Raw genomic sequence first — 22,725 nt, forward strand, 5'->3', positions numbered from 1 at the left:
AAAGATTACAGGGCCTTCATGGTACCTTTCGGCAGAACGGCCGCCACGAAGTCACGCTTGATCATCACTTCCGTGGTGTCGTTCAGCGCGATGGCGATGATGCCGGTGTCGGCCACTTTGGTCACACGACCGATCAGGCCGCCGGTGGTCAGCACTTCGTCGCCTTTACCGATGGAGTCCATCAGCTTCTTGTGATCTTTCGCGCGTTTCTGCTGTGGGCGCAGGATCATGAAGTAGAAGATCAGGCCGAACACCACCAGCATAATGATCAGAGAGTACGGGCTTCCCTGAGCCGGAGCCCCTGCGGATGCGACGGCGTCAGAAATGAAAAAGCTCATTGAAATTCCCTCATTAAGTTATCAATTATTAGATCAAGCGTTTAAAGGCGGAATCGGCTTGCCGATCCGACCATAGAAATCCGCAACAAACTGCTCTAATTTACCCTCTTCGATAGCCTGGCGTAAACCCGCCATCAGGCGCTGGTAGTGACGCAGGTTATGAATTGTGTTCAGTCGAGCACCCAATATTTCGTTGCAACGGTCGAGATGGTGCAAGTAGGCGCGGCTGTAATGGCGACACGTGTAGCAATCACAGTCCTTATCCAGCGGAGAAGTATCATCCTTGTGCTTGGCATTACGGATTTTTACCACACCGTCAGTCACGAACAAATGGCCGTTGCGGGCGTTGCGGGTCGGCATGACGCAGTCGAACATGTCGATGCCGCGGCGCACGCCTTCCACCAAATCTTCCGGCTTGCCGACGCCCATCAAATAGCGTGGCTTATCTTCCGGAATTTGCGGGCAAACGTGTTCAAGAATGCGATGCATATCCTCTTTCGGCTCGCCTACAGCCAAGCCGCCCACAGCGTACCCGTCAAAGCCGATATCCACCAGCCCTTTGACGGAAACATCACGTAAATCTTCGTAAACGCCGCCCTGAATGATGCCGAACAGCGCATTTTTATTTTCCAGCTCGTCGAAACGCTGGCGGCTGCGCTGCGCCCAACGCAGCGACATTTCCATCGAACGCTTGGCGTAGTCCCAGTCGGCCGGGTACGGCGTACATTCATCGAAAATCATCACGATGTCGGAACCCAGGTCATACTGGATTTCCATCGATTTTTCCGGGCTCAGGAACACCTTGTCGCCGTTGATCGGGTTGCGGAAGTACACGCCTTCCTCTTTGATCTTGCGCATCGCCCCCAGGCTGAACACCTGAAAACCGCCGGAGTCGGTGAGGATCGGGCCCGGCCACTGCATGAAATCATGCAGATCGCCGTGCAGCTTCATGATCTCCTGGCCAGGGCGCAGCCACAGGTGGAAGGTGTTGCCCAGCAGGATCTGCGCGCCGGTTTCTTTCACTTCTTCCGGCGTCATGCCCTTGACCGTGCCGTAGGTGCCGACCGGCATAAAGGCCGGGGTTTCCACCACGCCGCGGTCGAAAATCAGGCGGCCGCGGCGTGCGCGGCCATCGGTAGTTTGTAGTTCGTACTTCACAAAGCCTCCAGCATCAGAGAAACAGTCTGATGTCGTTGAAACGGGGCCGCGCCGTGGGCGCAGCCCGGGAAATTAACCGCCGACGGACTCGTTTTCCGCCTGCGGATTACGGCTGATGAACATCGCATCGCCATAGCTGAAAAAGCGGTACTGCTCGGCCACCGCCTGCTGATAGGCGTTCATGGTATTTTTGTAGCCGGCGAAGGCCGACACCAGCATGATCAAGGTCGATTCCGGCAGGTGGAAATTGGTCACCAGCGCGTCGATCACCTGGTAGTGATAGCCCGGATAGATAAAGATGCTGGTGTCGCCGAAGAACGGCGCAATCAGCGCCTCTTTGCTGGCCGCAGCGGCGCTTTCCAGCGAACGCACCGAGGTGGTGCCCACCGCCACGACGCGCTTGCCGCGCGCTTTGCAGGCCAGTACCGCATCCACCACCTCCTGCGGCACTTCGGCGTATTCGGCGTGCATCACGTGATCTTCGATGGTTTCCACGCGCACCGGCTGGAAGGTGCCGGCGCCGACGTGCAGCGTCACGAACGCCATTTCCACGCCTTTGGCGCGCAGCGCCGCCAGCAGCGGTTCGTCGAAGTGCAGGCCGGCGGTCGGCGCGGCGACCGCGCCCGGTTTCTCGCTGTAGACCGTCTGATACAGCTCACGGTCGGCGTCTTCATCCGGGCGAGCGATATAAGGCGGCAGCGGCATGTGGCCGGCCGCGTTGAGAAGGGTGAATACATCGCGTTCGTCGTTGAAGCGCAGCTCGAACAGCGTCTCGTGGCGCGCCACCATGGTAGCGGCGATGCTCTCATCATCCCCCAACAGCAGCTCGGCGCCCGGCTTGGGCGCTTTCGACGCGCGCACGTGCGCCAGCACGCGATGGTCGTCCAGCACGCGCTCCACCAGCACTTCTATCTTGCCACCGCTGACCTTGCGGCCGAACATGCGCGCCGGGATCACGCGGGTATTGTTGAACACCAGCAGGTCGCCGGCTTCCAGCTTATTCAGCAGATCGGTGAATACGCCGTGCGTCAGCGCCCCGCTCGGCCCGTCCAGCTGCAGCAGGCGGCATGCGCTGCGCTCGGCCTGGGGATAGTGGGCAATCAGGGATTCGGGAAGTTCAAACGAAAAATCAGCGACGCGCATGGGTATTCACTTCTTCAATTTAAGGCTGGTTGGTAAAAAACAGGCGGCCTAGTCTAAAGCCGGGGGCGGTCAGCGGCAAGAAATAAGGAGGATTTGCCTGACTTCGGGTATAGTTGAGGGATGAATTTTCTCGCTCATCTTCACCTGGCCATGCTGGCGGACAGCTCGCTGCTGGGCAACCTGCTGGCTGATTTCGTGCGCGGCAACCCCGCCGCCGACTATCAGCCCGAGGTCGTAGCCGGCATCATGATGCACCGCCGCGTCGACGTGCTGACCGACAGCCTGCCGCAGGTGAAAGCCTGCCGCGACTATTTCAGCGCCCCCTACCGCCGCGTGGCGCCAATTACCCTCGACGTGGTGTGGGACCATTTTCTGGCGCGCCACTGGCAGCAGTTGGAGCCTTCACGCGACCTGCACCAGTTTACCCAGGAAGCCCGCAGCCAGATCGAACCTTACCTGCCGCTCACGCCGCCGCGTTTTCAGAACCTGAACGGCTATCTGTGGCCGGAACGCTGGCTGGAACGCTACGCCGAATTGCCGTTCATCGCCCGGGTATTGCAGGGCATGGCCAGCCGCCGTCCGCGCCTCGATGCCCTGGCAGGCTCGTTCGCCGACGTCGAGCGACACTATCATCAGCTTGAAACACAATTCTGGCAGTTTTATCCACAAATGATGCAGCAGGCGAAGGAAAAAACGCTCTGAGGTCAAGCTCAAGCGTTTGAAATTGCAGCGCCTTGCAAGAATTTACGCTTTGCCGCTTGCCCTTTTGTGGGAAAAGGTTATTTTTAAAGCCTGTCAAATTTAATTAATGAATTTAATAGGTAAAAGCTATCTCATCGATTGGTCTTTTGCCCTTTATTCGCCAAGTCGTGGCCCCTATACTGGCCCTTGTTTTTACATCCACCCTTTAACACCTATTACAGGAGTAATTATGGTCCTGGTAACTCGTCAAGCCCCTGACTTCACTGCAGCTGCCGTACTGGGTAGCGGCGAAATCGTTGAAAACTTCAACCTGAAGAAGCACCTGAACGGTAAACCAGCCGTGCTGTTCTTCTGGCCAATGGACTTCACCTTCGTATGCCCTTCCGAGCTGATCGCTTTCGATCACCGCTATGAAGAGTTCCAGAAGCGTGGCGTTGAAGTGGTTGGCGTTTCCTTCGACTCAGAATTCGTCCACAACGCATGGCGTAAAACCCCTGTCGACAAAGGCGGCATCGGTGAAGTGAAATACGCAATGGTTGCTGACGTTAAGCGTGAAATCCAGAAAGCTTACGGCATCGAACACCCGGAAGCTGGCGTTGCGCTGCGCGGCTCCTTCCTGATCGACAAAGACGGCATCGTGCGTGCTCAGGTTGTTAACGACCTGCCAATCGGCCGTAACATCGACGAAATGATCCGTACCGTTGACGCGCTGCAATTCCACGAAGAGCACGGTGAAGTGTGCCCGGCTCAGTGGGAAAAAGGCAAAGCAGGTATGGGCGCTTCCCCAGACGGCGTGGCAAAATACCTGTCTGAAAACGCTGCCAAGCTGTAATTTCAGCCTGATAGTGAATCAACCGGCCCACGCGGCCGGTTTTTTTATGCCCCTTTTTGGGGCAGACCGCCCGCCTTCAGTGCTTTATTTCCCTGTTTCCGCTCACATTTCCCGCCCAGTTCGCCGCGTGAATGCCCATCTGCGGCTACTATCAATAACGCTGGCTCGCGCTTTGCAAGCGAACAGCGGCAAGCAAACACAACACAATAAAAAACTGACAGGGTAGGAATAACTATGTTTTTACAGAAATGGAGCAAACCCCTGACCATGGCGGCGCTGCTGGTCAGCGGCAGCCTGCATGCGGCATCCAACCCAGCGGTGGAAGCCAAAAACGGCATGGTGGTCACCTCGCAGCATCTGGCTTCGCAGGTCGGGGTGGATATCCTGAAGATGGGCGGCAACGCCATCGACGCCGCCGTGGCGGTCGGCTATGCGCAAGCGGTGGTGAACCCCTGCTGCGGCAACATCGGCGGCGGCGGCTTTATGACCGTCCACCTGGCGGACGGCACCGACACCTTCATCAACTTCCGCGAAACCGCGCCGGCGGCGGCCAGCGCCAACATGTATCTGGACGCCGACGGCAAGGTGAAGAAAGACGCCAGCCTGTACGGCTATCTGGCGGCCGGCGTACCGGGCACCGTGCTGGGAATGGAAACCGCGCGTGAGAAGTACGGCAAACTGAGCCGCGAACAGGTGCTGGCGCCGGCGATCAGGCTGGCGCGCGAAGGCTTTGTGCTGACCCGCGCCGATACCGATATCCTCGACACCACCATCGCGCGCTTCAAACAGGATCCCGAGTCGGCCAAAATCTTCCTGCGCCCGGACGGCAGCCCGCTGCAGCCGGGGGACAAACTGGTGCAAACCGATCTGGCCAATACGCTGGAAGCCATCGCCAAAGGGGGAACCGACGCCTTCTACAAAGGCAAGATCCCACAGGCGGTGGAGGCGGCGGCCAAACAGGGCGGCGGCATTTTGACCGCCGCCGACTTCGCCGACTACAAGGTCACCGAAACGCCGCCGATCACCTGCAGCTATCGCGGCTACAAATTCGTGTCGGCGCCGCCTCCCAGCTCCGGTGGCGTCACGCTGTGCGAAATCCTCAACGTGGTGGAAGGCTATGACCTGAAAAGCATGGGCTTCAACTCGGCGGCGGCCATTCACACCATGACCGAGGCGATGCGCCATGCCTACATGGACCGCAACACCTACCTCGGCGACCCGGAATTCATCAAGAACCCGATCGACCGGCTGGTGAGCAAGAGCTACGCCGAGCAGATCCGCAAGAAAATCGTCGCGGACAAGGCCACGCCGTCGGAAAATGTGCAGCCCGGCATGGAACCGCATGAGAAGCCGGAAACCACCCACTATTCGATCGTCGACCATGACGGCAACGCGGTCTCCACCACCTATACCGTCAACGGCCGCTTCGGCGCCGTGGTGATCGCACCGGGCACCGGCTTCTTCCTCAACGACGAGATGGACGACTTCACGGTGAAAGTGGGCGAGAAAAACCTGTACGGGCTGGTGCAGGGCACCGCCAACAGCATTGCCCCCGGTAAGCGCCCACTATCGTCGATGAGCCCGACGCTGGTGACCAAGGACAACAAGATCTTTATGGTGCTAGGCTCGCCGGGCGGCTCACGCATCATCACCATCACCCTGCAGACCGCGTTGAACGTGATCGACCACGGTATGGCGCCGCAGGAAGCGGTGGACGCACCGCGCATCCATCACCAATGGTTGCCGGATGAGGTGTACTACGAACAGCGCGGCGTTTCCGCCGATACGCTGAAGCTGCTGAGCGGCATGGGCTATAAGATGGTCGAGCAAACGCCATGGGGCGCCGCCGAACTGATTCTGGTCGGTTTGCCGGGCGCGGCGGGCGTCAGCCCGGCCAACTCCGGCAACGATTCGGCGGTTTCCGGCAAAGTGCGCGAAGGTTACCTGTACGGCGCCAACGACGTGCGTCGCCCGGCAGGCTCCGCGGTCGGTTACTGATGTAAACGCCTACTCACCTTGATCGCGGGGGCCTTACGGCCCCCGCAGTTCCCTTAGCCTTCATACCGCCACACGGTGGCCGACTCTTCCGCCAGCTGCAGGCGCAGCCCGCCGGCCTTTTCGCTCAACTCTCCCCGCCCTTCCACACGCCGCCACGGGCCGCGGGCCAACAGCGGGTTGTGCGGCAGCTGCGCCTGGCCGCTGCCGTCGCGCTGCAGCGCCACCAACACCTGCTCCTGCTGATACAGACGCACGAACACCAGCGTTTCTCCGCTGGCATACAGCACCTGACAGCCGCCGCGGCGCAATGCCACACTCTGTTTACGCAGCGCCGCCATACGCTGGAACAGCGCCAGCAGCGGCCGCTCCCAGTCACCGACGTCCCACGGGAACGGCTTGCGGCAGAACGGATCGTTGCCGCCGTCCAGGCCAATCTCATCGCCGTAATAGAGACAAGGCACGCCGATCCAGCTCAGCAACCACACCGCCGCCATCTGCATGCGCGCCGCGTTCCCCTGCAACAGCGTGAGGAAACGCGCGGTATCGTGGCTGTCCAGCTGATTGAACTGGATCAGCTGGCGGCCGTGCGGCAGCCCCGCGCGGTAGCCGTCCATCCACTGCGCGCACCCGGCGGCGTCCAGCCGCACCGGGTGATAGGCCACGTCCAGCCCCGCCAAGAACGCCCGCACTGGCAGCGCAAAGCCCATGTAGTTCATCGCCGCATCCTCCACGCCGGCGTGCAGCCAGCGGCGCGCGTCGCCGAAGTGTTCGCCCAATACGTAGGCCTGCGGATTCTCCTGCTTCACCGCCTGATAGATGCCAGCCAGGTGGTGCAGGTTGCCGGTGGCACCGCCGTTCTCCCCCAGCATGTGCACCACGTCCAGCCGCCAACCGTCGATGCTGTACGGCGGGCGCAGCCAGTGGCGCACCACGCTGCCTTCCCCGCGATAGATCGCTTCCGCCACCTGCGGCTCGGCGAAGTTGAGCTTCGGCAGGCTGGCGTTGCCCTTCCAGTCGAGCGCGCGGCCGTCCGGGTAAAAGTTGAACCAGCCGCGATACGGTGAATCGGGGTGGTGACAGGCGCCGTTTTCGCCCTGGCGATGGCGGTCGAACCACGGATGCGAGTCACCGGTGTGGTTGAATACCCCGTCCAGCACCAGTTTCATGCCCACCTTGTGAGTGCTCACTCGCAAACGCTGCAGCGCCGCGTTGCCGCCAAAGTGCGGATCGACCTGGTAATAGTCCTCGGTATCGTACTTATGCACGCTCGGCGCGGTAAAAATCGGGTTCAGATACAGCGCGGTCACGCCCAGCTGCTGCAAATACGGCAGTTTGGCGCAGATGCCGTCCAGATCGCCGCCGTAAAAGGTCGAGGCGGCGTGACGATCCTCCAGCGGATGCTGCCAGTCGCGCCGAATCACCTCGGCACCGGCCGCGTGATGGCGGTAGCTGCCGCTTTGGATGCCGTGCTCGCCGCCGCTGCTGGCGAAGCGATCGGGGAAAATCTGGTAGAACAGCTGATCCGCCACCCACTCGGGGCCATGGTCGGGCTCGTCGACGGCGAACTGCGCCAGCTGGCCCGGCGGCGTTGGCGACCAGCCCTGCGGGCCGAACCACTGCTGGCGATCGGCCCACAGCAGCTTGAAGCAGTAACGCCGCGTCGGCTCGCCCTCATTCAGCGTCAGGCTGGCCTGGTAGCGCCGCATCCCCTCGTAGCGCTGCGCTTTCATCACCAACAGCCACTCTTCGTTGTCCGGTTCGGCGCGCAAAAACACCCGTTCCGGCAGTTCATCCCCCTGTAACCACAGCGTGATATCCAAACGTTGCCCTTGCTTCACCACAAAAGGCGGGACCGGTTGATGCCAGGCGTTAAGCATACTGTTTCTCCTGCTGTACCAAACGAAATCGACGGCGTTCTTCAAGAAGCGAACAATGCCACGTTAAGTGCAACTCCCCCTCCTCTCTGGCCGCAAAACCCAGGGATGAGCCGGGGGGCGGAGACCGAAAAATAACGCTAACTCGATGTAAAAAAAGGTAAACAGGCACAAATCCTTCACGTTACCCCTTAGGCTAACGCGTTTTGAGCTTACAGGATATTTTTTGCGCATTTTTTAAGGAGCGGTAATGCAACAACAGATAACGCGCTGGCTGGAACAGTTTGGTTTGGAATTCGGCGGAGTGATGTCGCTGTTGATGGTATTGGGGTTGATTGTCCTGATCTCGGTGGTGATCCACCTGGTGCTGCACCGGGTGGTGTTGGCCGCCCTTCAGCGCCGCGGCCAGCAATCGCAGCGCGTCTGGCAACAGGCCATCACCCAATACAAACTGTTCCAGCGCGTGGCGCTGCTGCTGCAAGGGGTGATCATCAGCATCCAGGCGACGCTGTGGTTGCAGAGCGGCAGCCAAACCCAGGCGGTGATCGTCACCGCCGCGCAGGTGTGGATCCTCGCCTTCACCCTGCTGTCGCTGTTCTCGCTGCTGGATACGCTGCTGGCGCTGCTGCGCCAAAGTCCGATCGCCAATCAGCTGCCGCTGCGCGGCATTTTCCAGGGCCTGAAACTGGTGGCGGCGATCCTGATCGGCATCATGATCGTTTCGTTGCTGATGGGCAAATCGCCGCTGCTGCTGCTCAGCGGCCTGGGTGCCATGACCGCGGTCTTGATGTTGGTGTTCAAGGATCCGATCCTCGGGCTGGTGGCCGGCATTCAGCTCTCCGCCAACGATATGCTGAAGATCGGCGACTGGCTGGAAATGCCGAAATACGGCGCCGACGGCGCGGTCACCGACATCGGCCTGACCACGGTCAAAGTGCGTAACTGGGACAACACCGTCACCACTATTCCTACCTACGCGCTGATCTCCGACTCGTTCAAGAACTGGCGGTCGATGTCGGAATCCGGCGGGCGCCGCATCAAGCGCAGCCTGAATATCGACACCGGCAGCGTGCACTTCCTGTCGGAAGAGGAACAGCGCCGCCTGCAGCGCAACCCGCTGCTGCACAGCTACCTGAACGTCAAGACCCAGGAGCTGAGCCAGCATAACCAGGAGATCGCCGTCGATCTGGCCTCGCCGCTCAACGGCCGCCGCCTGACCAACCTCGGCACGCTGCGCGCCTATCTGGAAGCCTACCTGCGCGCTCACCCGCGCATTCACCAGAATATGACGCTGATGGTGCGCCAGCTGGCGCCGACGCCGGAGGGCCTGCCGCTGGAAATCTACGCCTTTACCAACACCACGGTCTGGGCGGAGTACGAAAGCATTCAGGCGGATATTTTCGACCATCTCCTGGCGGTGATCGACGAGTTCGGCCTGCGCGTGCATCAAACGCCAACCGGCAACGACCTGCGCGGCATGCTGCGACAAAGCGCGAACGCTTCCTGACGTCGGCTGACGTAACTGTGTCTGCTGGTAATTATTCTCTTTCAATTGCCAGCAGATATCTCCATCCCCTTCTTTTCCCCGGCGAAAACGGCGTTAATGCGCCATCACCTTCACTACCGAGAGGGAAAGCCCTTGCTGAAACGGTTACGTCACCGGCTGTTTACCCTGCTGGCCACCCTGCTGTTTATCGGCTGCCTGCACAGCGCGTCGCTGGATGAAAGCCGCATGCCCCGCAATCTGCAACCTTCGCTGAGTGCACTCAGCAGCAACCTGCAGGACATTCGCGAAGTGCTGGCGCGCTGCGCCGGCGAGGAAGAAGAGGAACGGCTGAACGACGGCGGCGTACGCATCGAAGCGCGCGCCGCCGGGGAGGATGAAGTGGAAGACCAACGCTAAAAAAACACCGGCCTTAGCCGGTGTTTTTCCATTTAGTCTTGCTGCGTCGCCAACGGCGCGCGTTTTTTCTGATGGTTGACCTTGAACCAGTATCCCGCCAGCAGCAATACCACCCAGACCAGGCCGGCGTACAGCGAGACGCGCGTGGTCGGGAAGTAGCCGATCAGGCCGATGATGAACACCAGGAACACGATCGCCACCACCGAGGTAAATACCCCACCGCGCAGTGGGAACGCCAGCTGTTTCACCTGCTCTTTGCTCAGGCTGCGGCGGAAGGCAATTTGCGAGAACAGGATCATGATCCACACCCACACGGTGGCGAAGGTCGCCAGGGAGGCGATCACCAGGAACACGCTCTCCGGCATGATGTAGTTGAGGTATACCGCCAGCAGCAGCGCCAACATCATCACCACTACCGTCACCCAAGGAATGCCGCGCTTCGACACCTTGCTGAACATCTTCGGCGCGTGGCCCTGCTCAGCCATGCCGTGCAGCATGCGGCCGACGCCGAACACGTCGCTGTTAATCGCCGACAGCGACGCGGTAATCACCACGAAGTTGAGGATGCCTGCCGCCACGGTGATGCCCATATGCTGGAAGGTCAGCACGAACGGGCTGCCGTTGGTGCCCACCTGGTTCCACGGGTAGATAGACATAATGACGAACAGCGTGCCGACGTAGAACACCAGAATGCGCCACGGCACCGAGTTGATGGCTTTGGGTATCGATTTTTTCGGATCTTTGGCTTCGCCGGCGGTGATGCCGATAATTTCAATGCCGCCGTAAGCGAACATCACCAGCTGCAGCGACAGGATCATGCCGATAAAGCCGTTGCTGAAGAAGCCGCCGTTCGACCACAGGTTATGAATACCGGTCGGTTGCCCGCCGTTGCCGATACCCCAGATGATGATGCCGATGCCGGCTGCGATCATGATGATGATGGTGGCGACCTTGAAGAACGAGAACCAGAATTCCAGTTCGCCGAATACCTTGACGCTCATCAGGTTGATGGCGCCAATGATCAGCACCACGCTCAGCACCCAGATCCAGTGCGGCACTTCCGGGAACCAGACCCCCATATAGATGCCGAAGGCGGTCACGTCGGCGATGGCGACAATCAGGATTTCAAAGCAGTAAGTCCAGCCGGTGATGTAACCCGCCATCGGGCCGAGGTAGTCCTGCGCGTAGCGGGAAAATGAGCTGGCCTGCGGGTTGTTGACCGACATCTCCCCCAATGCGCGCATGATGATGAAGGCCACGATGCCGCCGATCAGGTAAGCCAGCAGCACGCTCGGGCCGGCCATTTTGATGGCGTCCGCCGAGCCGTAGAACAACCCGGTGCCGATGGCTGACCCCAACGCCATAAAGCGGATATGACGCGTGCTGAGGCCGCGTTTCAGCTTATTGTCGGGGACAGTGGTGGGTGACTGTTGTTGCATGAAAATGACCCATAGTTTTAAACGTAAAAAAGCCACGGACATGTCCGTGGCCCTAGATTAAGCCGGGGGATTATCAGTGCGCGGTCACTTGGGAACGCGTGCACACCCGATCATAAATCGCGACCAGCGCCAGCATCAGCAGCGAAGGCGGCAACCATGCCAACCCCTGCTCCGCCAGCGGCAGGTGAGTGGTCCAGGCCGGCAGCAGCTGCTGGAAGCTGGACGCTTTCACCGCGTCAAGGATACCAAACAACAGGCTGACAAGCATCACCGGCGCGATGATGCGCGGCGCGCTGTGCCACCAACGCAGGGTGAAGCTCAGCACCACCAGCACGATGCACGGCGGGTAAATCGCGGTCAGCACCGGAATGGAGATCTGGATCAGGTGGCTCAGGCCGAGGTTGGACACCACCATCGAGAACAGGCCCAGGATAAACACCAGCGTCTTGTACGAGAACGGCAGATATTGCGCGAAGAACTCGGCGCAGGCGCAGGTCAGGCCTACCGCGGTCACCATGCAGGCGATGAAGATCAGCGCCGCCAGGAAGAAGCTGCCCAAACCGCCGAAGGTGTTCTGAACGTAAGCGTGCAGGATCACCGCGCCGTTGGTGGCGTCAGGCACCAGCGCGCCGCTGCCGGAGCCCAGCTTGAACAGGCTCAGGTAAACCAGCGTCAGGCCCACGCCGGCGATCAAACCGGCCAGAATGGTGTAACGAGTCAACAGACCGGCGTCTTTCACGCCACGTGAACGCGCCGCGTTGACGATAACGATGCCGAATACCAGCGCCCCCAGCGTATCCATGGTCAGATAGCCGTTAACGAAGCCGGAGGAGAAAGGCACGCTCTGGTAAGCCGCCGTCGCCGGGATCGGCGCGCCGGCAGGCCACAGCAGCGCGGCGATGCCCAGTACGGCCAGCGCCACGATCTTCAGCGGCGCCAGCACGTGGCCGACGGTATCGAGCAGACGGCCCGGATACAGGGAGATGCCGATCACTAGCGCGAAGTACACCAGGCTGTAGATGAACAGCGGCATGGTGCCGTCGCCGGTCAGCGGGGCAATGCCCACTTCAAAGGATACGGTGGCGGTGCGCGGCGTGGCGAACAGCGGGCCGACGGCCAGGTAGCAGACGGTCGCCAGCAGCAGGCCGGCGCCGCGGCCGATCGGCGAACTGAGGGCGTCGATGCCGCCGCCGACGCGCGCCAACGCGATGACGGTGATGACCGGCAGACCCACGGCGGTGATCAGGAAGCCCAGCGCTGCGGTCCAGACGTGTTCACCGGACTGCAAGCCGACCATCGGCGGGAAGATGATGTTCCCGGCCCCAACGAATAAGGCAAAGGTCATGAAACCCAGTGCCAGGATATCTTTTGACGTTAAACGATGACTCATACGATGTCGTGTTGCCTGTTCAAATGAAAAAAATGGTCCGATAGCGTGGTGGCGTAACGCCCCACCCGGTTGCCGGCATGCCCTAACGTTGCAGCGCCAAATAAGCACCCTAAACGCAGTCGATCCGGCGTTTATGTCCCTATTCGAAAGTGGCCGCTCATGAAGATGGGCAAAATTTTAGGAGTTATAAAAATGGAGGTTTAATCCGACAACGAGGGCTAAGGTAAACGTTTATAGCGCTTCAAGGCAAGACGCACGGCGAAAAGCAGAGCTATCGACCATATAAACTTTAGCCACCAGTCGATCATATTGGCTATCAATAAATATACACTACATGATTTGTATCATTTTTGAACAGCAGATTCACGAAACGTGAAGCATATATCACTTTACCGCGCGAAAACGCCAATATAAGCCCGATTTTCGCGTGGCACGAGCTTCGTTTGGCCGTGAAAAAAGGCGAAAATTACGTCGCATTTTGTCGGTTATTTCATCATGGCCGGCGCGAGCGGTGGCAACCCAAGCGCCTGACGGGTCTTCTGCAGGGCGCCCGGCGGCAGCGGCAGATAGCCGTCGTGATTGACCAGGCTCTGCCCGGCAGTCGACAGCACGCGGTCGAGGAACGCGGCGGTCAGCGGCTCCAGCGGTTGATTAGGGGCTTTGTTGATGTAGATATACAGATAGCGCGACAGCGGGTAGCGATCGTTGCGCACGTTGGCGGCGGTAGGGGCAACATAGTCCTCTCCCGACTCCGCCAACGGCAGCAGCCGCACGCCGCTGGCGCGAAAACCGATGCTGGCGTAGCCGATGCCGTTGAGCGAACCGGCCACCGCCTGCACCACCGAGGCTGAACCGGGCAGCTCATTGACGCGCGGCATAAAATCGCCGCCGCACAGCGCACGCAGTTTGAAATAGCCGTAGGTGCCGGACGCCGAGTTGCGGCCGAAACGCTGCAGCGAACGCGTCGCCCAGTCGCCACTCAGCCCCAGCTCGCCCCAGCGCGTCAGCGGTTTGCTTTCGCCGCAGCGCCGGGTGGCGGAGAAAATGCGATCGAGCTGCTGCAGATTGAGGCCGCGCAGCGGGTTGTCCTGATGCACTAACACCACCAGCGCATCCACTGCTACCGGCACCGCCAGCGGCGCATAGCCGTAACGGTGTTCGAACGCCGAAACCTCGGCGGCCTTCATCGGCCGGCTCATCGGGCCCAGCTGCGCGGCGCCCGCCGCCAACGCGGTCGGCGCGGTCGACGATCCGGCGGCCTGGATCTGCAGGTTAACGTTGGGATAATGCTGGCTGAAATCCTGCGCCCATAGCGCCATCAGATTCGCCAGGGTGTCGGAACCGACGCTGGACAGGTTGCCCGCCAGCATGCCGTCGGGCTGCGCCAGCGCGCCGCGCCCGGCCAGCAGCGCCAGGCAAAGCAACAGCCCTCGGGTTATTCGGGTCATACCGGTGTCTCGCGTTAATTTTTCACCGCATTCTCTGATAAAGCGGCGGGAACAATCAACCGATTGGGTAAGGTAAAGATAAAGCGGGTGCCGATCCCTGGTTCGCTGAGGATCTCCAGCCGCGCGTCGTGATGGCTGAGCGCGTGCTTGACGATCGCCAGCCCCAGCCCGCTGCCGCCGGTCTGGCGCGAGCGGGCCTTGTCGACGCGGTAAAAACGCTCGGTCAGGCGCGGCAGGTGCTCGGCGGCGATGCCCGGCCCGTTGTCGCTGACCTGGAACTGCGCGCCGTGCGCCGTCTGCTGCCAGCTCACTTCGATGTGGGTGCCCTTCGGCGTGTGGTTGACCGCGTTGTACACCAGGTTAGACACCGCGCTGCGCAACTGGTCTTCATTGCCGAACACGTTGAGCTGTTCGTTCACCCGGAAGGTGATCTCATGATTGCCGCCGCTCAGCGATTGCGCCTCGCGCTGCAACACCCGCAGCATCAGCGGGATATCCACCCGCTCGTTCATGTCGACATTGGGCGCCGCCTCGATGCGCGACAGCGTCAGCAGTTGCTTGACCAGCCCGTCCATCCGGCGGGTCTGCTCTTGCATGGTGCCGAGCGCCTTGCTGCGCAGCGAACCGTCCTGCTCTTCGTCGCCCATCATCTCCAGGTAGCCCTGCAGCACCGTCAGCGGCGTGCGCAGCTCATGGCTGACGTTGGCGAAGAAGTTGCGCCGCGCGCCCTCCAGCTGGCGCATCTGGGTGACGTCGCGCGCCACCATCAGCAGTTGCCCTTCGGAATACGGCATCACGCGGAATTCGACGTAGTGTTCGTTGTTCAGCTGCAGCGTCAGCGGGCGTGAAAACTCCTGCTGTTGCAAGTAGTGGCTGAATTCCGGATAGCGCAGCAGGTTGAGGATGTGCTGGCCGTTGTCTTCCGGCCAGCGGAAGCCGAGCAGATGCTGCGCCAGCCCGTTGCACCAGAAGATATTGCCCTCGACGGTGGTCATCACCACCGCGTCAGGCAACGATTCGGCCCCGCTGCGAAAGCGCTTGATCAGCAGCGCCAGCTCGCGCCGTCGGCGGCGATTGCGCTGCTGCATCTGATACAGGCCATAGAACAGCGGTTCCCAGCTCCAGCGGCCGGGCGGCGGCGTCATGCTGCGGTCAATCCACAGCCAATGGGAGAGTTTGAGCTGGTTGTAGAAATTCCACACCAGCGCAGCCAGCGCGGAGGCCAGCAGGAACCAGGGCAGATAACCGAAAATCAGCCCCAGCAGTAAGGCGGGCAAACAAAAAAGAGCCAGCTCCAGAGCCAGCCTCTTCCACGACAGACGTTCTAACACGGCATATTCTCCAGCGCAGCGCGATCAGTAGCGCGTTGAGAACCGGTAGCCGGTGCCCCGAACGGTTTGAACCATTTTATCATGCCCACTGGTTTCTAACGCTTTGCGGAGCCGACGGATATGCACGTCAACGGTACGGTCTTCCACATAAACGTTAGTGCCCCAGACGTGATTAAGCAACTGCTCACGGCTATAAACCCGCTCCGGGTGGGTCATAAAGAAGTGCAGCAGCTTGAACTCGGTCGGCCCCATGTCCAACGCCTGATCGTTCGCCATCACGCGGTGGGAGGACGGGTCCAGGCTCAGGCCTTGCATTTCAATCACTTCTTCCACCGCCATCGGTGAAATGCGGCGCATGACCGCCTTGATGCGCGCCACCAGCTCCTTGGGCGAGAACGGCTTGGTAATGTAATCATCCGCCCCCACTTCCAGGCCGCGCACGCGGTCTTCCTCTTCCCCGCGCGCGGTCAGCATCATGACCGGAATATCGCGGGTCAGCGCTTCGCGCTTCATATGTTTGATAAACTGAATGCCGGAACCGCCGGGCAACATCCAGTCAAGCAACACCAAATCAGGGAACGGCTCAGACAGACGCGTCACGGCGCTGTCATAATCCTCGGCTTCCAACGGTTGGTAACCATTTTGTTCCAACACAAAGCACACCATCTCACGGATCGGCGCTTCGTCTTCCACCACCAGTATGCGTCTTGCCATCGTCAATCCTGCCAATGTGTTAGCGACTTTTCGGGCGCCATTATGCGTCAGTTTTGTGACACTTTTATGAAAAAAACCGGCTGTTATAGGCAGTAAGCATAGCGATTATTTCCCGCAGTAAAGAAAAATCATCCGGTTGTCATCATCATTGCGCCGGGACAGCCGCCGCCGCGGCCTTTATAATCATCGCCATTATCTTTGCATCCGGGAGTGTCATGCGCCTGATCCACACCTCTGACTGGCACCTTGGCCAGTACTTTTTCACCAAAAGCCGCGCCGCCGAGCACCAGGCTTTTCTGAACTGGCTGATCGAACAGATCGAACAGCAACAGGTGGATGCGCTGATCGTCGCCGGGGATCTGTTCGATACCGGCTCACCACCCAGCTATGCCCGCGAGCTGTACAACCGCTTCGTGGTGGAACTGCAGCGCACCGGCTGCCAGTTGGTCGTGTTGGGCGGCAACCACGATTCGGTGGCGACGCTGAACGAATCGCGGGAACTGCTCTCCTGCCTGAACACCACGGTGATCGCGAGCGCGCAAGGCGCGGCCGAACAGCAGATCGTGGTGCTTAACCAGCGCGACGGCCAGCCGGGCGCGGTGCTGTGCGCCATCCCGTTCCTACGGCCGCGCGATCTGCTTACCAGCCGCGCCGGCGAATCCGGCGCGCAGAAACAGCAGGCGCTGCAGGAAGCCATCGCCGAACATTATCAGACGCTGTATCAGGCGGCCTGCGAGCGCCGCGACCAGCTGGGCTTGCCGCTGCCGATCGTCGCCACCGGCCACCTGACCACCGTCGGCGTCACCACCTCCGACTCGGTGCGCGACATCTATATCGGCACTCTGGACGCCTTCCCGGCGCAGGCCTTCCCGCCCGCCGATTACATCGCGCTCGGCCACATTCACCGCGCGCAGAACGTCGCCAAGTCAGAGCATATTCGCTATAGCGGCTCACCGATCCCGCTCAGCTTCGATGAGCTGGGCAAAGCCAAAAGCGTCTTCCTGGTCGATTTCGCCGACGGAGCCCTCCAGCAGGTAGATGCGTTAACGATCCCGCAGTTCCAGCCCATGCAGCTGATCAAAGGGGATCTGGCCGAGATCGAACGGCAACTGCGGCAATTTGCCGACTATGCCGGCGAGCTGCCGGTGTGGCTGGATATCGAAGTGGCGACGCAGGACTACCTCAGCGATATTCAGCGCCGCATCCAACTGATGGCGGATGAGCTGCCGGTGGAAGTGGTGCTGTTGCGGCGCAGCAAAGAGCAGCGCCGCCAGGCAATCGCGCAGCAGGATAAGGAAACGCTGAACGAACTGAGCGTCAACGAGGTGTTCGAACGGCGCCTGGCGCAGGAGGCCGACATGCCCGAAGCACGCCAACGGCGGATGCACCAACTGTTCCGCCAGGTGGTCGATGCGGTGCAGCACAATCCTGAGGAGACCAACCCATGAAGATCCTCAGCCTGCGGTTAAAAAACCTCAACTCGCTGCAGGGCGAATGGAAAATTGACTTCACCGCCGAGCCTTTCGCCAGCAACGGCCTGTTCGCCATTACCGGCCCGACCGGCGCGGGCAAAACCACCCTGCTGGACGCCATTTGCCTGGCGCTGTACCACCAAACGCCGCGCCTCAACGTCACGCCGAGCCAGAATGAGCTGATGACCCGCCACACCGCCGAGTCGCTGGCGGAGGTCGAGTTCGAGGTCAAGGGCGTCGGCTATCGCGCCTTCTGGAGCCAGCGCCGCGCCAAGAATGCGCCGGACGGCAATCTGCAGGCGCCGAAGGTCGAACTGGCGCGCCGCGAGGACGGCAAGATCCTGGCGGACAAGGTGCGCGACAAGCTGGAGCTTACCGCAACCATCACCGGACTGGACTTCGGCCGCTTCACCAAATCGATGATGCTGTCTCAGGGGCAGTTCGCCGCCTTCCTCAATGCCGATGCCAACGATCGCGCCGAACTGCTGGAAGAGCTGACCGGCACCGAAATCTACGGGCGACTGTCCGAACAGGTGTTCGAGTCGCACAAGCAGGCCAAAACCGACCTGGATGCGTTGCATCAACGCGCCAGCGGCATCGAACTGCTGAACGACGAGCAGCGCCAGTCTCTGACCGAACAGCTGACGGCGCTGAGCGCGCAGGAAATCGCCCTCGGCGAGCAAACCCAGCGACAGCAACAGGCGCTGAGCTGGCTGCAACAATGGCAACGCCTCCGGCAACAGCAAAACGAGGGGCAATTGCGGCTGGACACCGCCCAGCGCGAGCAGGCAGAGGCTGCCCCACAGCTGCAGCGGCTGGCGCTCAACGAGCCGGCCGAGAAATTGCGGCCGCTGCGCGGTGAACGCGATCGCTGCCGCGCCGAGCTGCAGACGATACAACAGCAAGCGGCTCTGTTGGCGCAACAGCAGGAACAGCAGTCAGCGCAGTTGACCCCGCTGCAGCAGGCGGTGGAGAAATCCCGCCAGGCGCAGCAAACCCATGCCGAGCATATGCGGCAACAGCAACAGCTGATCGACGAGCAGGTCGCTCCGCTCGACCACCAAATAGCCCAACTGCAGTCGACACAGGCCGAGCGACGACAGGCCGCCGATGCCACCACGCAGCAGTGCGCCCAGCAGCAAACTACGCTGGAGCAGCTCACCGCTCAGCGCAGCCAGCTGACGGCACAGGGCGCACTACATCAGCAGCAGTTGAACGCGCTGAACGAAGCGCTGGCCGTTCAACAACAGCAGCAACAGGCGCTGGAGGCGCAAACGCCGTTGGCCCCGCTGCGCCAACGCCTGAGCGCCCTGGCGGATCTGCGCCCAACACGCCAGCAGCTGTTTACTCTGGCGTCCCTTAACCGTCAGACCCGCGGGCGTCTGGCTAGGCAACAGGCGGAGCACGCCGAGCGGCAAACGCAGCTCGCCGGGCTGCAACAGCAGTTGGAGAGCGCGCGTCAGCAATTCAAACAGCACAAGGCGCAGCTGCAGGAAGTGGAGCAGATCCACGAACTGGAAAAACGCATCGTCAGTCTGGAAGCGGAGCGCGCCCTGCTGCAAAGCGGTGCCCCCTGCCCACTGTGCGGTTCCACCAGCCATCCAGCAGTAGAGCAGTATCAGGCTGTACAGCCTTCGGCCACGGAACAGCGTTTGGTTGAGATGCGTACTCTCGCCGAGAAACTGCAAACCCAGGGCACCGAGTTGCGCACCCGCTGCGAAGGCCTGCAGGAACAGCAACAACGCCAACAGCAAACCATCGCGCAGGATGAACAGCAGTTGGCTGCCCAACAGCAGCAGTGGCTGCAGCTCAGCGCACCGCTGGCGTTCGACTTTACGCTGGCGGATGGCGAGCAACTCAGCGCCTGGCTGAACGGCTGCGACGACGAAGAACGGCGCGGGCAGCACGCGCTGCAGCAGCATGAACAGGCGGCGCAGGCGGTACAGCAGGCGAAAGACGCGCTCATCGCTCTGCAAACGCAGCAGCAGCAGGCGCAGCAAAAGCTGGCGTTGCTCGAAGAACGCTTTACGCTGCTGCAGAAAGCCCACGCCGACAGCCTGCAACAGCAGCAAGAGCTGCAACAACGCTGGCAGGAAGGCGAGAAAACCCTCGCAGAGCGGCGCGCGCAGCGGCTGGCGCTGTTCGGCGAACAGCGGGTCGCCGAGGTGCGGGAACAGCTGCGCGCCAAACAAACCGCCTGTGAACAGGCCAGCTTACAGGCCGCCGAACAGTGGCAAAAGGCGCAGGAACTGCGCGAGCGCCTGACCGGCCAGCAGGCCGGGTTACAACAACAACACACCCAGATGCAGGAGCGGCTGCAGCAGGCGCAGCAGCAGTGGCAGCAGGCGCTGGCCGACAGCGAATTCGCTGATGAAACCGCCTTCACCGCCGCGCTGCTGGACGACACACTGCGCCGCGAATTGCAGCAGCGTAGAGAGCAACTGCAACAGCGGCAGGTAGAGGCCGCAGCCCTGCTGACGCAGGCGACGCAAACGCTGGAGCAGCATCGGCTGAACCGCCCTGAGGGGGTGGATGAAGCCAACACGGATCTCGACGCGCTCACCCAATCGCTGGCCGAGTTGGCACAGCAGTTGAAAACGTTGCAGCTGCGCCAGGGTGAACTGCGCAACCAGTTGGAAAGCGACGCCGCCCGTCGCCTTAATCAGCAGGCGCTGTTCGAGCAGATCGCCCGCAGTCAGCAAGACTACGACGACTGGAGCTACCTCAACCAGCTGATCGGCTCGAAAGAAGGCGACAAGTTCCGCCGCTTCGCTCAGGGGTTAACGCTCGATCATCTGGTCTATCTGGCTAACCAGCAACTCGGCCGGCTGCATGGGCGCTATCTGCTTCAGCGCAAAACCAGCGATGCGCTGGAGCTGCAGGTGGTGGACACCTGGCAGGCGGACGCGCTGCGCGATACCCGCACCCTGTCCGGCGGTGAGAGCTTCCTGGTCAGCCTGGCGCTGGCGCTGGCGTTGTCCGATCTGGTCAGCCACAAAACCAGCATCGACTCGCTGTTCCTCGACGAAGGCTTCGGCACGCTAGACGCCGAAACCCTCGATACCGCGCTGGACGCGCTGGACAGCCTGAATGCCTCCGGCAAAACCATCGGCGTGATCAGCCACGTCGAGGCGATGAAAGAACGTATTCCGGTGCAGATCAAGGTGAAAAAGGTCAACGGGCTCGGCGTCAGCCGGCTGGAGGCGCATTTCAGGCTGGAATGATCCCGCGGCGCGCGGCGCAGAAGTGTGACCGCGGCGGCACTCCGCAGTGAAAAGCGTTGAGCCGCGGCGGGCACGGGTTATTATGCCAACATAATAGGATTGTTACTGTATCCCCTCCGCCGCTCAGGGCCGCAGGGAAGAAACATAAAATACAGGCAAAACCTGACACCCGGGATCGCTTCCGGGCGTCAGGTTTTTTCGTTTTCAGGATGCTGAAACACCGGGAAAAACCATGAAAATCGCTAAAATACTCAATAATAACGTGGTGATTACGCTGGACGACCGTCAGGAAGAGACGGTGGTGATGGGAAAAGGAATCGGCTTTAAAAAGAAGCTCGGCGATACGCTGGACGAAAGCCTGATCGAAAAGGTATTCACCCATAACGGCGGAGAAACCGCCGAGCGCTATAAAGAGCTGCTCGCCGAGATCCCATTAGCCTGCGTCACCACCGCCGACAAGATCATTACTCTCGCCCGCGAACGCCTGCCGGGCAAGTTGCATAACATCGTCTACATCACGCTGACCGATCACATCCACTTCGCCCTGCAGCGCCATGCGCAAGGGCTGGATATCAAAAATGCGTTGCTGTGGGAGATTAAAAAGCTCTATCCGGCCGAGTTCGCCGTCGGGCTGGAGGCGCTGGCCCTGATCGCCCAACGGCTGGACACCGCGTTGCCGGAGGACGAAGCCGGATTTATCGCCCTACACCTGGTCAACGCCCAGCTTAACGACGAGATGCACAACACGCTGCATATTACCCGCGTGATGCAAGAGATCCTCAACCTGGTCAAATACCATTTCCGCTTTGATTACAACGAGGAATCCCTGAGCTACCACCGTTTCGTCACCCATTTGAAATTCTTCGCCCAGCGCCTGCTGGGGAAAAACTACGTCGACAGCGACGACGACTCGCTCTATCAGGTGGTGAAAGAGAAGTACCGCGAGTCATTCGCCTGCGCCGGTAAGATCAACCGCCACATCGAAAAGCACTATCAGCATCAGCTCACCACGGAAGAGATGATGTTTCTGACCATTCATATCGAACGGGTGCGCAGCGAAAGCGAGGAAAAGCCGGCTTAACGGCGAGCGTCGGCTACCCGCACGCCGTACTGCGGAAACACCGCGTCGGCGGAGACCAGCGTCAGCCCTTCGGCCTGCGCCTGTGCGATCAGCATGCGATCGAAAGGATCCTGATGATAGGGCGGCAACTGCCCGGCCTGTTGGCAGTGAAAGGCGTCCATCGGCAGCGACAGAAAATCTTCGGCCTCGATGATCGCAAAGATATCTTCCGGCAGCGCCAGTTTGCCCAGCGCCTGCTTGATCGAGATCTCCCAAATGCTGGCCGCGCTGACGTACACCGCATTGCCCGGATCGGCGATCTGCCTTTTGGCGTTCGCGCCCAGGCAGGCGTCATCGATCAGCCACCACAGCAACGCGTGGGTATCCAGCAACAGGCGCTTCATGCATCGCCCTCAAACAACGCCGCAATGGCCGCATCCTCGGCGTTGAAATCCGCCGGCACGGTGAACTTGCCCTTGGCGGCGCCAGGGCGGCGCGCTTCCCCCTTGATGGCGACCAGCTGTACGTACGGCTTCCCTGCTTTTGCAATAATCACGGTTTCTCCCTCCGCGGCTCTGTCCGCCAACTGGCTCAGATTGGATTTGGCTTCGTGCATATTGGCCTGAATCGACATACGCGTCCTCCTTAGCTAAGTTAGCTAAATCATAAAACGCCGTCCAGTTTTTGTACAGGGAAGGG

Annotated in this window: 19 protein-coding genes; 8 read left to right on the top strand and 11 right to left on the bottom strand. The window is 60.6% G+C overall.

The window, feature by feature from the left end:
• Positions 1-5 precede the first annotated feature (5 nt).
• The 3 genes from yajC to queA all read right to left on the bottom strand — a co-directional run bounded on the left by yajC (position 6) and on the right by queA (position 2,639).
• The gene (gene yajC, locus RE418_RS01360) at positions 6-338 is read right to left on the bottom strand and encodes a preprotein translocase subunit YajC (protein WP_004940391.1); all 333 of its coding nucleotides are present in this window, start codon (positions 336-338) and stop codon (positions 6-8) included.
• Between the two features lie 33 nt (positions 339-371).
• Positions 372-1,496, bottom strand: coding sequence for a tRNA guanosine(34) transglycosylase Tgt (gene tgt, locus RE418_RS01365; RefSeq protein WP_016928877.1), 1,125 nt, complete (start codon positions 1,494-1,496; stop codon positions 372-374).
• A 72-nt stretch (positions 1,497-1,568) separates the two neighbouring features.
• Positions 1,569-2,639 (bottom strand): tRNA preQ1(34) S-adenosylmethionine ribosyltransferase-isomerase QueA, encoded by a 1,071-nt coding sequence (gene queA / locus RE418_RS01370; protein WP_089180598.1) that lies wholly within the window; start codon positions 2,637-2,639, stop codon positions 1,569-1,571.
• 120 nt (positions 2,640-2,759) lie between these two features.
• Between queA and RE418_RS01375 the strand changes: the two genes are divergently transcribed.
• The 3 genes from RE418_RS01375 (at position 2,760) to ggt (ending at position 6,171) form a co-directional block, all read left to right on the top strand.
• A complete protein-coding gene (locus RE418_RS01375; protein ID WP_033651078.1) occupies positions 2,760-3,341 on the top strand; it encodes an ACP phosphodiesterase in 582 nt (193 codons plus the stop codon).
• Positions 3,342-3,570: 229 nt separating this feature from the next.
• On the top strand, positions 3,571-4,173 hold the full coding sequence (locus RE418_RS01380; protein ID WP_004940403.1) for a peroxiredoxin C: 603 nt from the start codon (positions 3,571-3,573) through the stop codon (positions 4,171-4,173).
• 234 nt (positions 4,174-4,407) lie between these two features.
• A complete protein-coding gene (ggt, locus tag RE418_RS01385; protein WP_089180597.1) occupies positions 4,408-6,171 on the top strand; it encodes a gamma-glutamyltransferase in 1,764 nt (587 codons plus the stop codon).
• Between the two features lie 53 nt (positions 6,172-6,224).
• Here the strand turns inward: ggt and malZ are convergent, their stop codons facing one another.
• Positions 6,225-8,048, bottom strand: a complete 1,824-nt coding sequence (gene malZ, locus RE418_RS01390; RefSeq protein WP_089180596.1) for a maltodextrin glucosidase — start codon at positions 8,046-8,048, stop codon at positions 6,225-6,227.
• Positions 8,049-8,295: 247 nt separating this feature from the next.
• On the opposite strand from malZ, the gene RE418_RS01395 reads away from it, so the two are divergent.
• Together RE418_RS01395 and RE418_RS01400 are read left to right on the top strand one after the other, a co-directional pair.
• Positions 8,296-9,552 (top strand): mechanosensitive ion channel family protein, encoded by a 1,257-nt coding sequence (locus tag RE418_RS01395; RefSeq protein ID WP_049295136.1) that lies wholly within the window; start codon positions 8,296-8,298, stop codon positions 9,550-9,552.
• 132 nt (positions 9,553-9,684) lie between these two features.
• Positions 9,685-9,948, top strand: coding sequence for a hypothetical protein (locus RE418_RS01400; RefSeq protein WP_089180595.1), 264 nt, complete (start codon positions 9,685-9,687; stop codon positions 9,946-9,948).
• A 32-nt stretch (positions 9,949-9,980) separates the two neighbouring features.
• Here RE418_RS01400 and proY read toward each other — a convergent pair whose 3' ends face one another.
• The 5 genes from proY to phoB form a co-directional block, all read right to left on the bottom strand.
• Entirely contained in the window at positions 9,981-11,387 is a 1,407-nt protein-coding gene (proY, locus tag RE418_RS01405) for a proline-specific permease ProY (RefSeq protein WP_025301743.1), read from the bottom strand.
• Positions 11,388-11,460: 73 nt separating this feature from the next.
• A complete protein-coding gene (gene brnQ / locus RE418_RS01410; RefSeq protein ID WP_025301742.1) occupies positions 11,461-12,777 on the bottom strand; it encodes a branched-chain amino acid transport system II carrier protein in 1,317 nt (438 codons plus the stop codon).
• Positions 12,778-13,262: 485 nt separating this feature from the next.
• On the bottom strand, positions 13,263-14,225 hold the full coding sequence (locus RE418_RS01415) for a PstS family phosphate ABC transporter substrate-binding protein (RefSeq protein ID WP_025301741.1): 963 nt from the start codon (positions 14,223-14,225) through the stop codon (positions 13,263-13,265).
• Between the two features lie 14 nt (positions 14,226-14,239).
• The gene (phoR, locus tag RE418_RS01420) at positions 14,240-15,556 is read right to left on the bottom strand and encodes a phosphate regulon sensor histidine kinase PhoR (protein ID WP_025301740.1); all 1,317 of its coding nucleotides are present in this window, start codon (positions 15,554-15,556) and stop codon (positions 14,240-14,242) included.
• Between the two features lie 24 nt (positions 15,557-15,580).
• On the bottom strand, positions 15,581-16,270 hold the full coding sequence (phoB, locus tag RE418_RS01425; protein ID WP_004940438.1) for a phosphate response regulator transcription factor PhoB: 690 nt from the start codon (positions 16,268-16,270) through the stop codon (positions 15,581-15,583).
• Between the two features lie 215 nt (positions 16,271-16,485).
• On the opposite strand from phoB, the gene sbcD reads away from it, so the two are divergent.
• The 3 genes from sbcD (at position 16,486) to licT (ending at position 22,047) form a co-directional block, all read left to right on the top strand.
• Entirely contained in the window at positions 16,486-17,718 is a 1,233-nt protein-coding gene (sbcD, locus tag RE418_RS01430; RefSeq protein WP_089180594.1) for an exonuclease subunit SbcD, read from the top strand.
• Entirely contained in the window at positions 17,715-20,966 is a 3,252-nt protein-coding gene (sbcC, locus tag RE418_RS01435) for an exonuclease subunit SbcC (RefSeq protein ID WP_399675726.1), read from the top strand. The genes sbcD and sbcC overlap by 4 nt, the downstream gene beginning before the upstream one ends.
• A gap of 232 nt (positions 20,967-21,198) precedes the next feature.
• The gene (gene licT, locus RE418_RS01440; RefSeq protein ID WP_049206210.1) at positions 21,199-22,047 is read left to right on the top strand and encodes a BglG family transcription antiterminator LicT; all 849 of its coding nucleotides are present in this window, start codon (positions 21,199-21,201) and stop codon (positions 22,045-22,047) included.
• Here the strand turns inward: licT and RE418_RS01445 are convergent.
• The gene (locus RE418_RS01445) at positions 22,044-22,430 is read right to left on the bottom strand and encodes a type II toxin-antitoxin system VapC family toxin (protein WP_049206211.1); all 387 of its coding nucleotides are present in this window, start codon (positions 22,428-22,430) and stop codon (positions 22,044-22,046) included. The two genes, licT and RE418_RS01445, sit on opposite strands and share 4 nt — an antisense overlap.
• The gene (locus RE418_RS01450) at positions 22,427-22,660 is read right to left on the bottom strand and encodes a type II toxin-antitoxin system Phd/YefM family antitoxin (RefSeq protein ID WP_089180592.1); all 234 of its coding nucleotides are present in this window, start codon (positions 22,658-22,660) and stop codon (positions 22,427-22,429) included. The genes RE418_RS01445 and RE418_RS01450 overlap by 4 nt, the downstream gene beginning before the upstream one ends.
• Positions 22,661-22,725: the final 65 nt, after the last annotated feature.

The sequence above is a fragment of the Serratia sp. szju genome (assembly GCF_044594185.1).
Classification (GTDB): Bacteria; Pseudomonadota; Gammaproteobacteria; order Enterobacterales; family Enterobacteriaceae; genus Serratia; species Serratia bockelmannii.

What these genes read in the sequence shown, in the direction of transcription:
- sbcC (WP_399675726.1), top strand. Translation starts at nt 17,715, where the DNA reads ATGAAGATCCTCAGCCTGCGGTTAAAAAACCTCAACTCGCTGCAGGGC.
- phoB (WP_004940438.1), bottom strand. Translation starts at nt 16,270, where the DNA reads ATGGCAAGACGCATACTGGTGGTGGAAGACGAAGCGCCGATCCGTGAG.
- RE418_RS01445 (WP_049206211.1), bottom strand. Translation starts at nt 22,430, where the DNA reads ATGAAGCGCCTGTTGCTGGATACCCACGCGTTGCTGTGGTGGCTGATC.
- yajC (WP_004940391.1), bottom strand. Translation starts at nt 338, where the DNA reads ATGAGCTTTTTCATTTCTGACGCCGTCGCATCCGCAGGGGCTCCGGCT.
- ggt (WP_089180597.1), top strand. Translation starts at nt 4,408, where the DNA reads ATGTTTTTACAGAAATGGAGCAAACCCCTGACCATGGCGGCGCTGCTG.
- RE418_RS01375 (WP_033651078.1), top strand. Translation starts at nt 2,760, where the DNA reads ATGAATTTTCTCGCTCATCTTCACCTGGCCATGCTGGCGGACAGCTCG.
- RE418_RS01450 (WP_089180592.1), bottom strand. Translation starts at nt 22,660, where the DNA reads ATGTCGATTCAGGCCAATATGCACGAAGCCAAATCCAATCTGAGCCAG.
- brnQ (WP_025301742.1), bottom strand. Translation starts at nt 12,777, where the DNA reads ATGAGTCATCGTTTAACGTCAAAAGATATCCTGGCACTGGGTTTCATG.
- licT (WP_049206210.1), top strand. Translation starts at nt 21,199, where the DNA reads ATGAAAATCGCTAAAATACTCAATAATAACGTGGTGATTACGCTGGAC.
- queA (WP_089180598.1), bottom strand. Translation starts at nt 2,639, where the DNA reads ATGCGCGTCGCTGATTTTTCGTTTGAACTTCCCGAATCCCTGATTGCC.
- RE418_RS01395 (WP_049295136.1), top strand. Translation starts at nt 8,296, where the DNA reads ATGCAACAACAGATAACGCGCTGGCTGGAACAGTTTGGTTTGGAATTC.
- malZ (WP_089180596.1), bottom strand. Translation starts at nt 8,048, where the DNA reads ATGCTTAACGCCTGGCATCAACCGGTCCCGCCTTTTGTGGTGAAGCAA.
- RE418_RS01380 (WP_004940403.1), top strand. Translation starts at nt 3,571, where the DNA reads ATGGTCCTGGTAACTCGTCAAGCCCCTGACTTCACTGCAGCTGCCGTA.
- proY (WP_025301743.1), bottom strand. Translation starts at nt 11,387, where the DNA reads ATGCAACAACAGTCACCCACCACTGTCCCCGACAATAAGCTGAAACGC.
- RE418_RS01415 (WP_025301741.1), bottom strand. Translation starts at nt 14,225, where the DNA reads ATGACCCGAATAACCCGAGGGCTGTTGCTTTGCCTGGCGCTGCTGGCC.
- sbcD (WP_089180594.1), top strand. Translation starts at nt 16,486, where the DNA reads ATGCGCCTGATCCACACCTCTGACTGGCACCTTGGCCAGTACTTTTTC.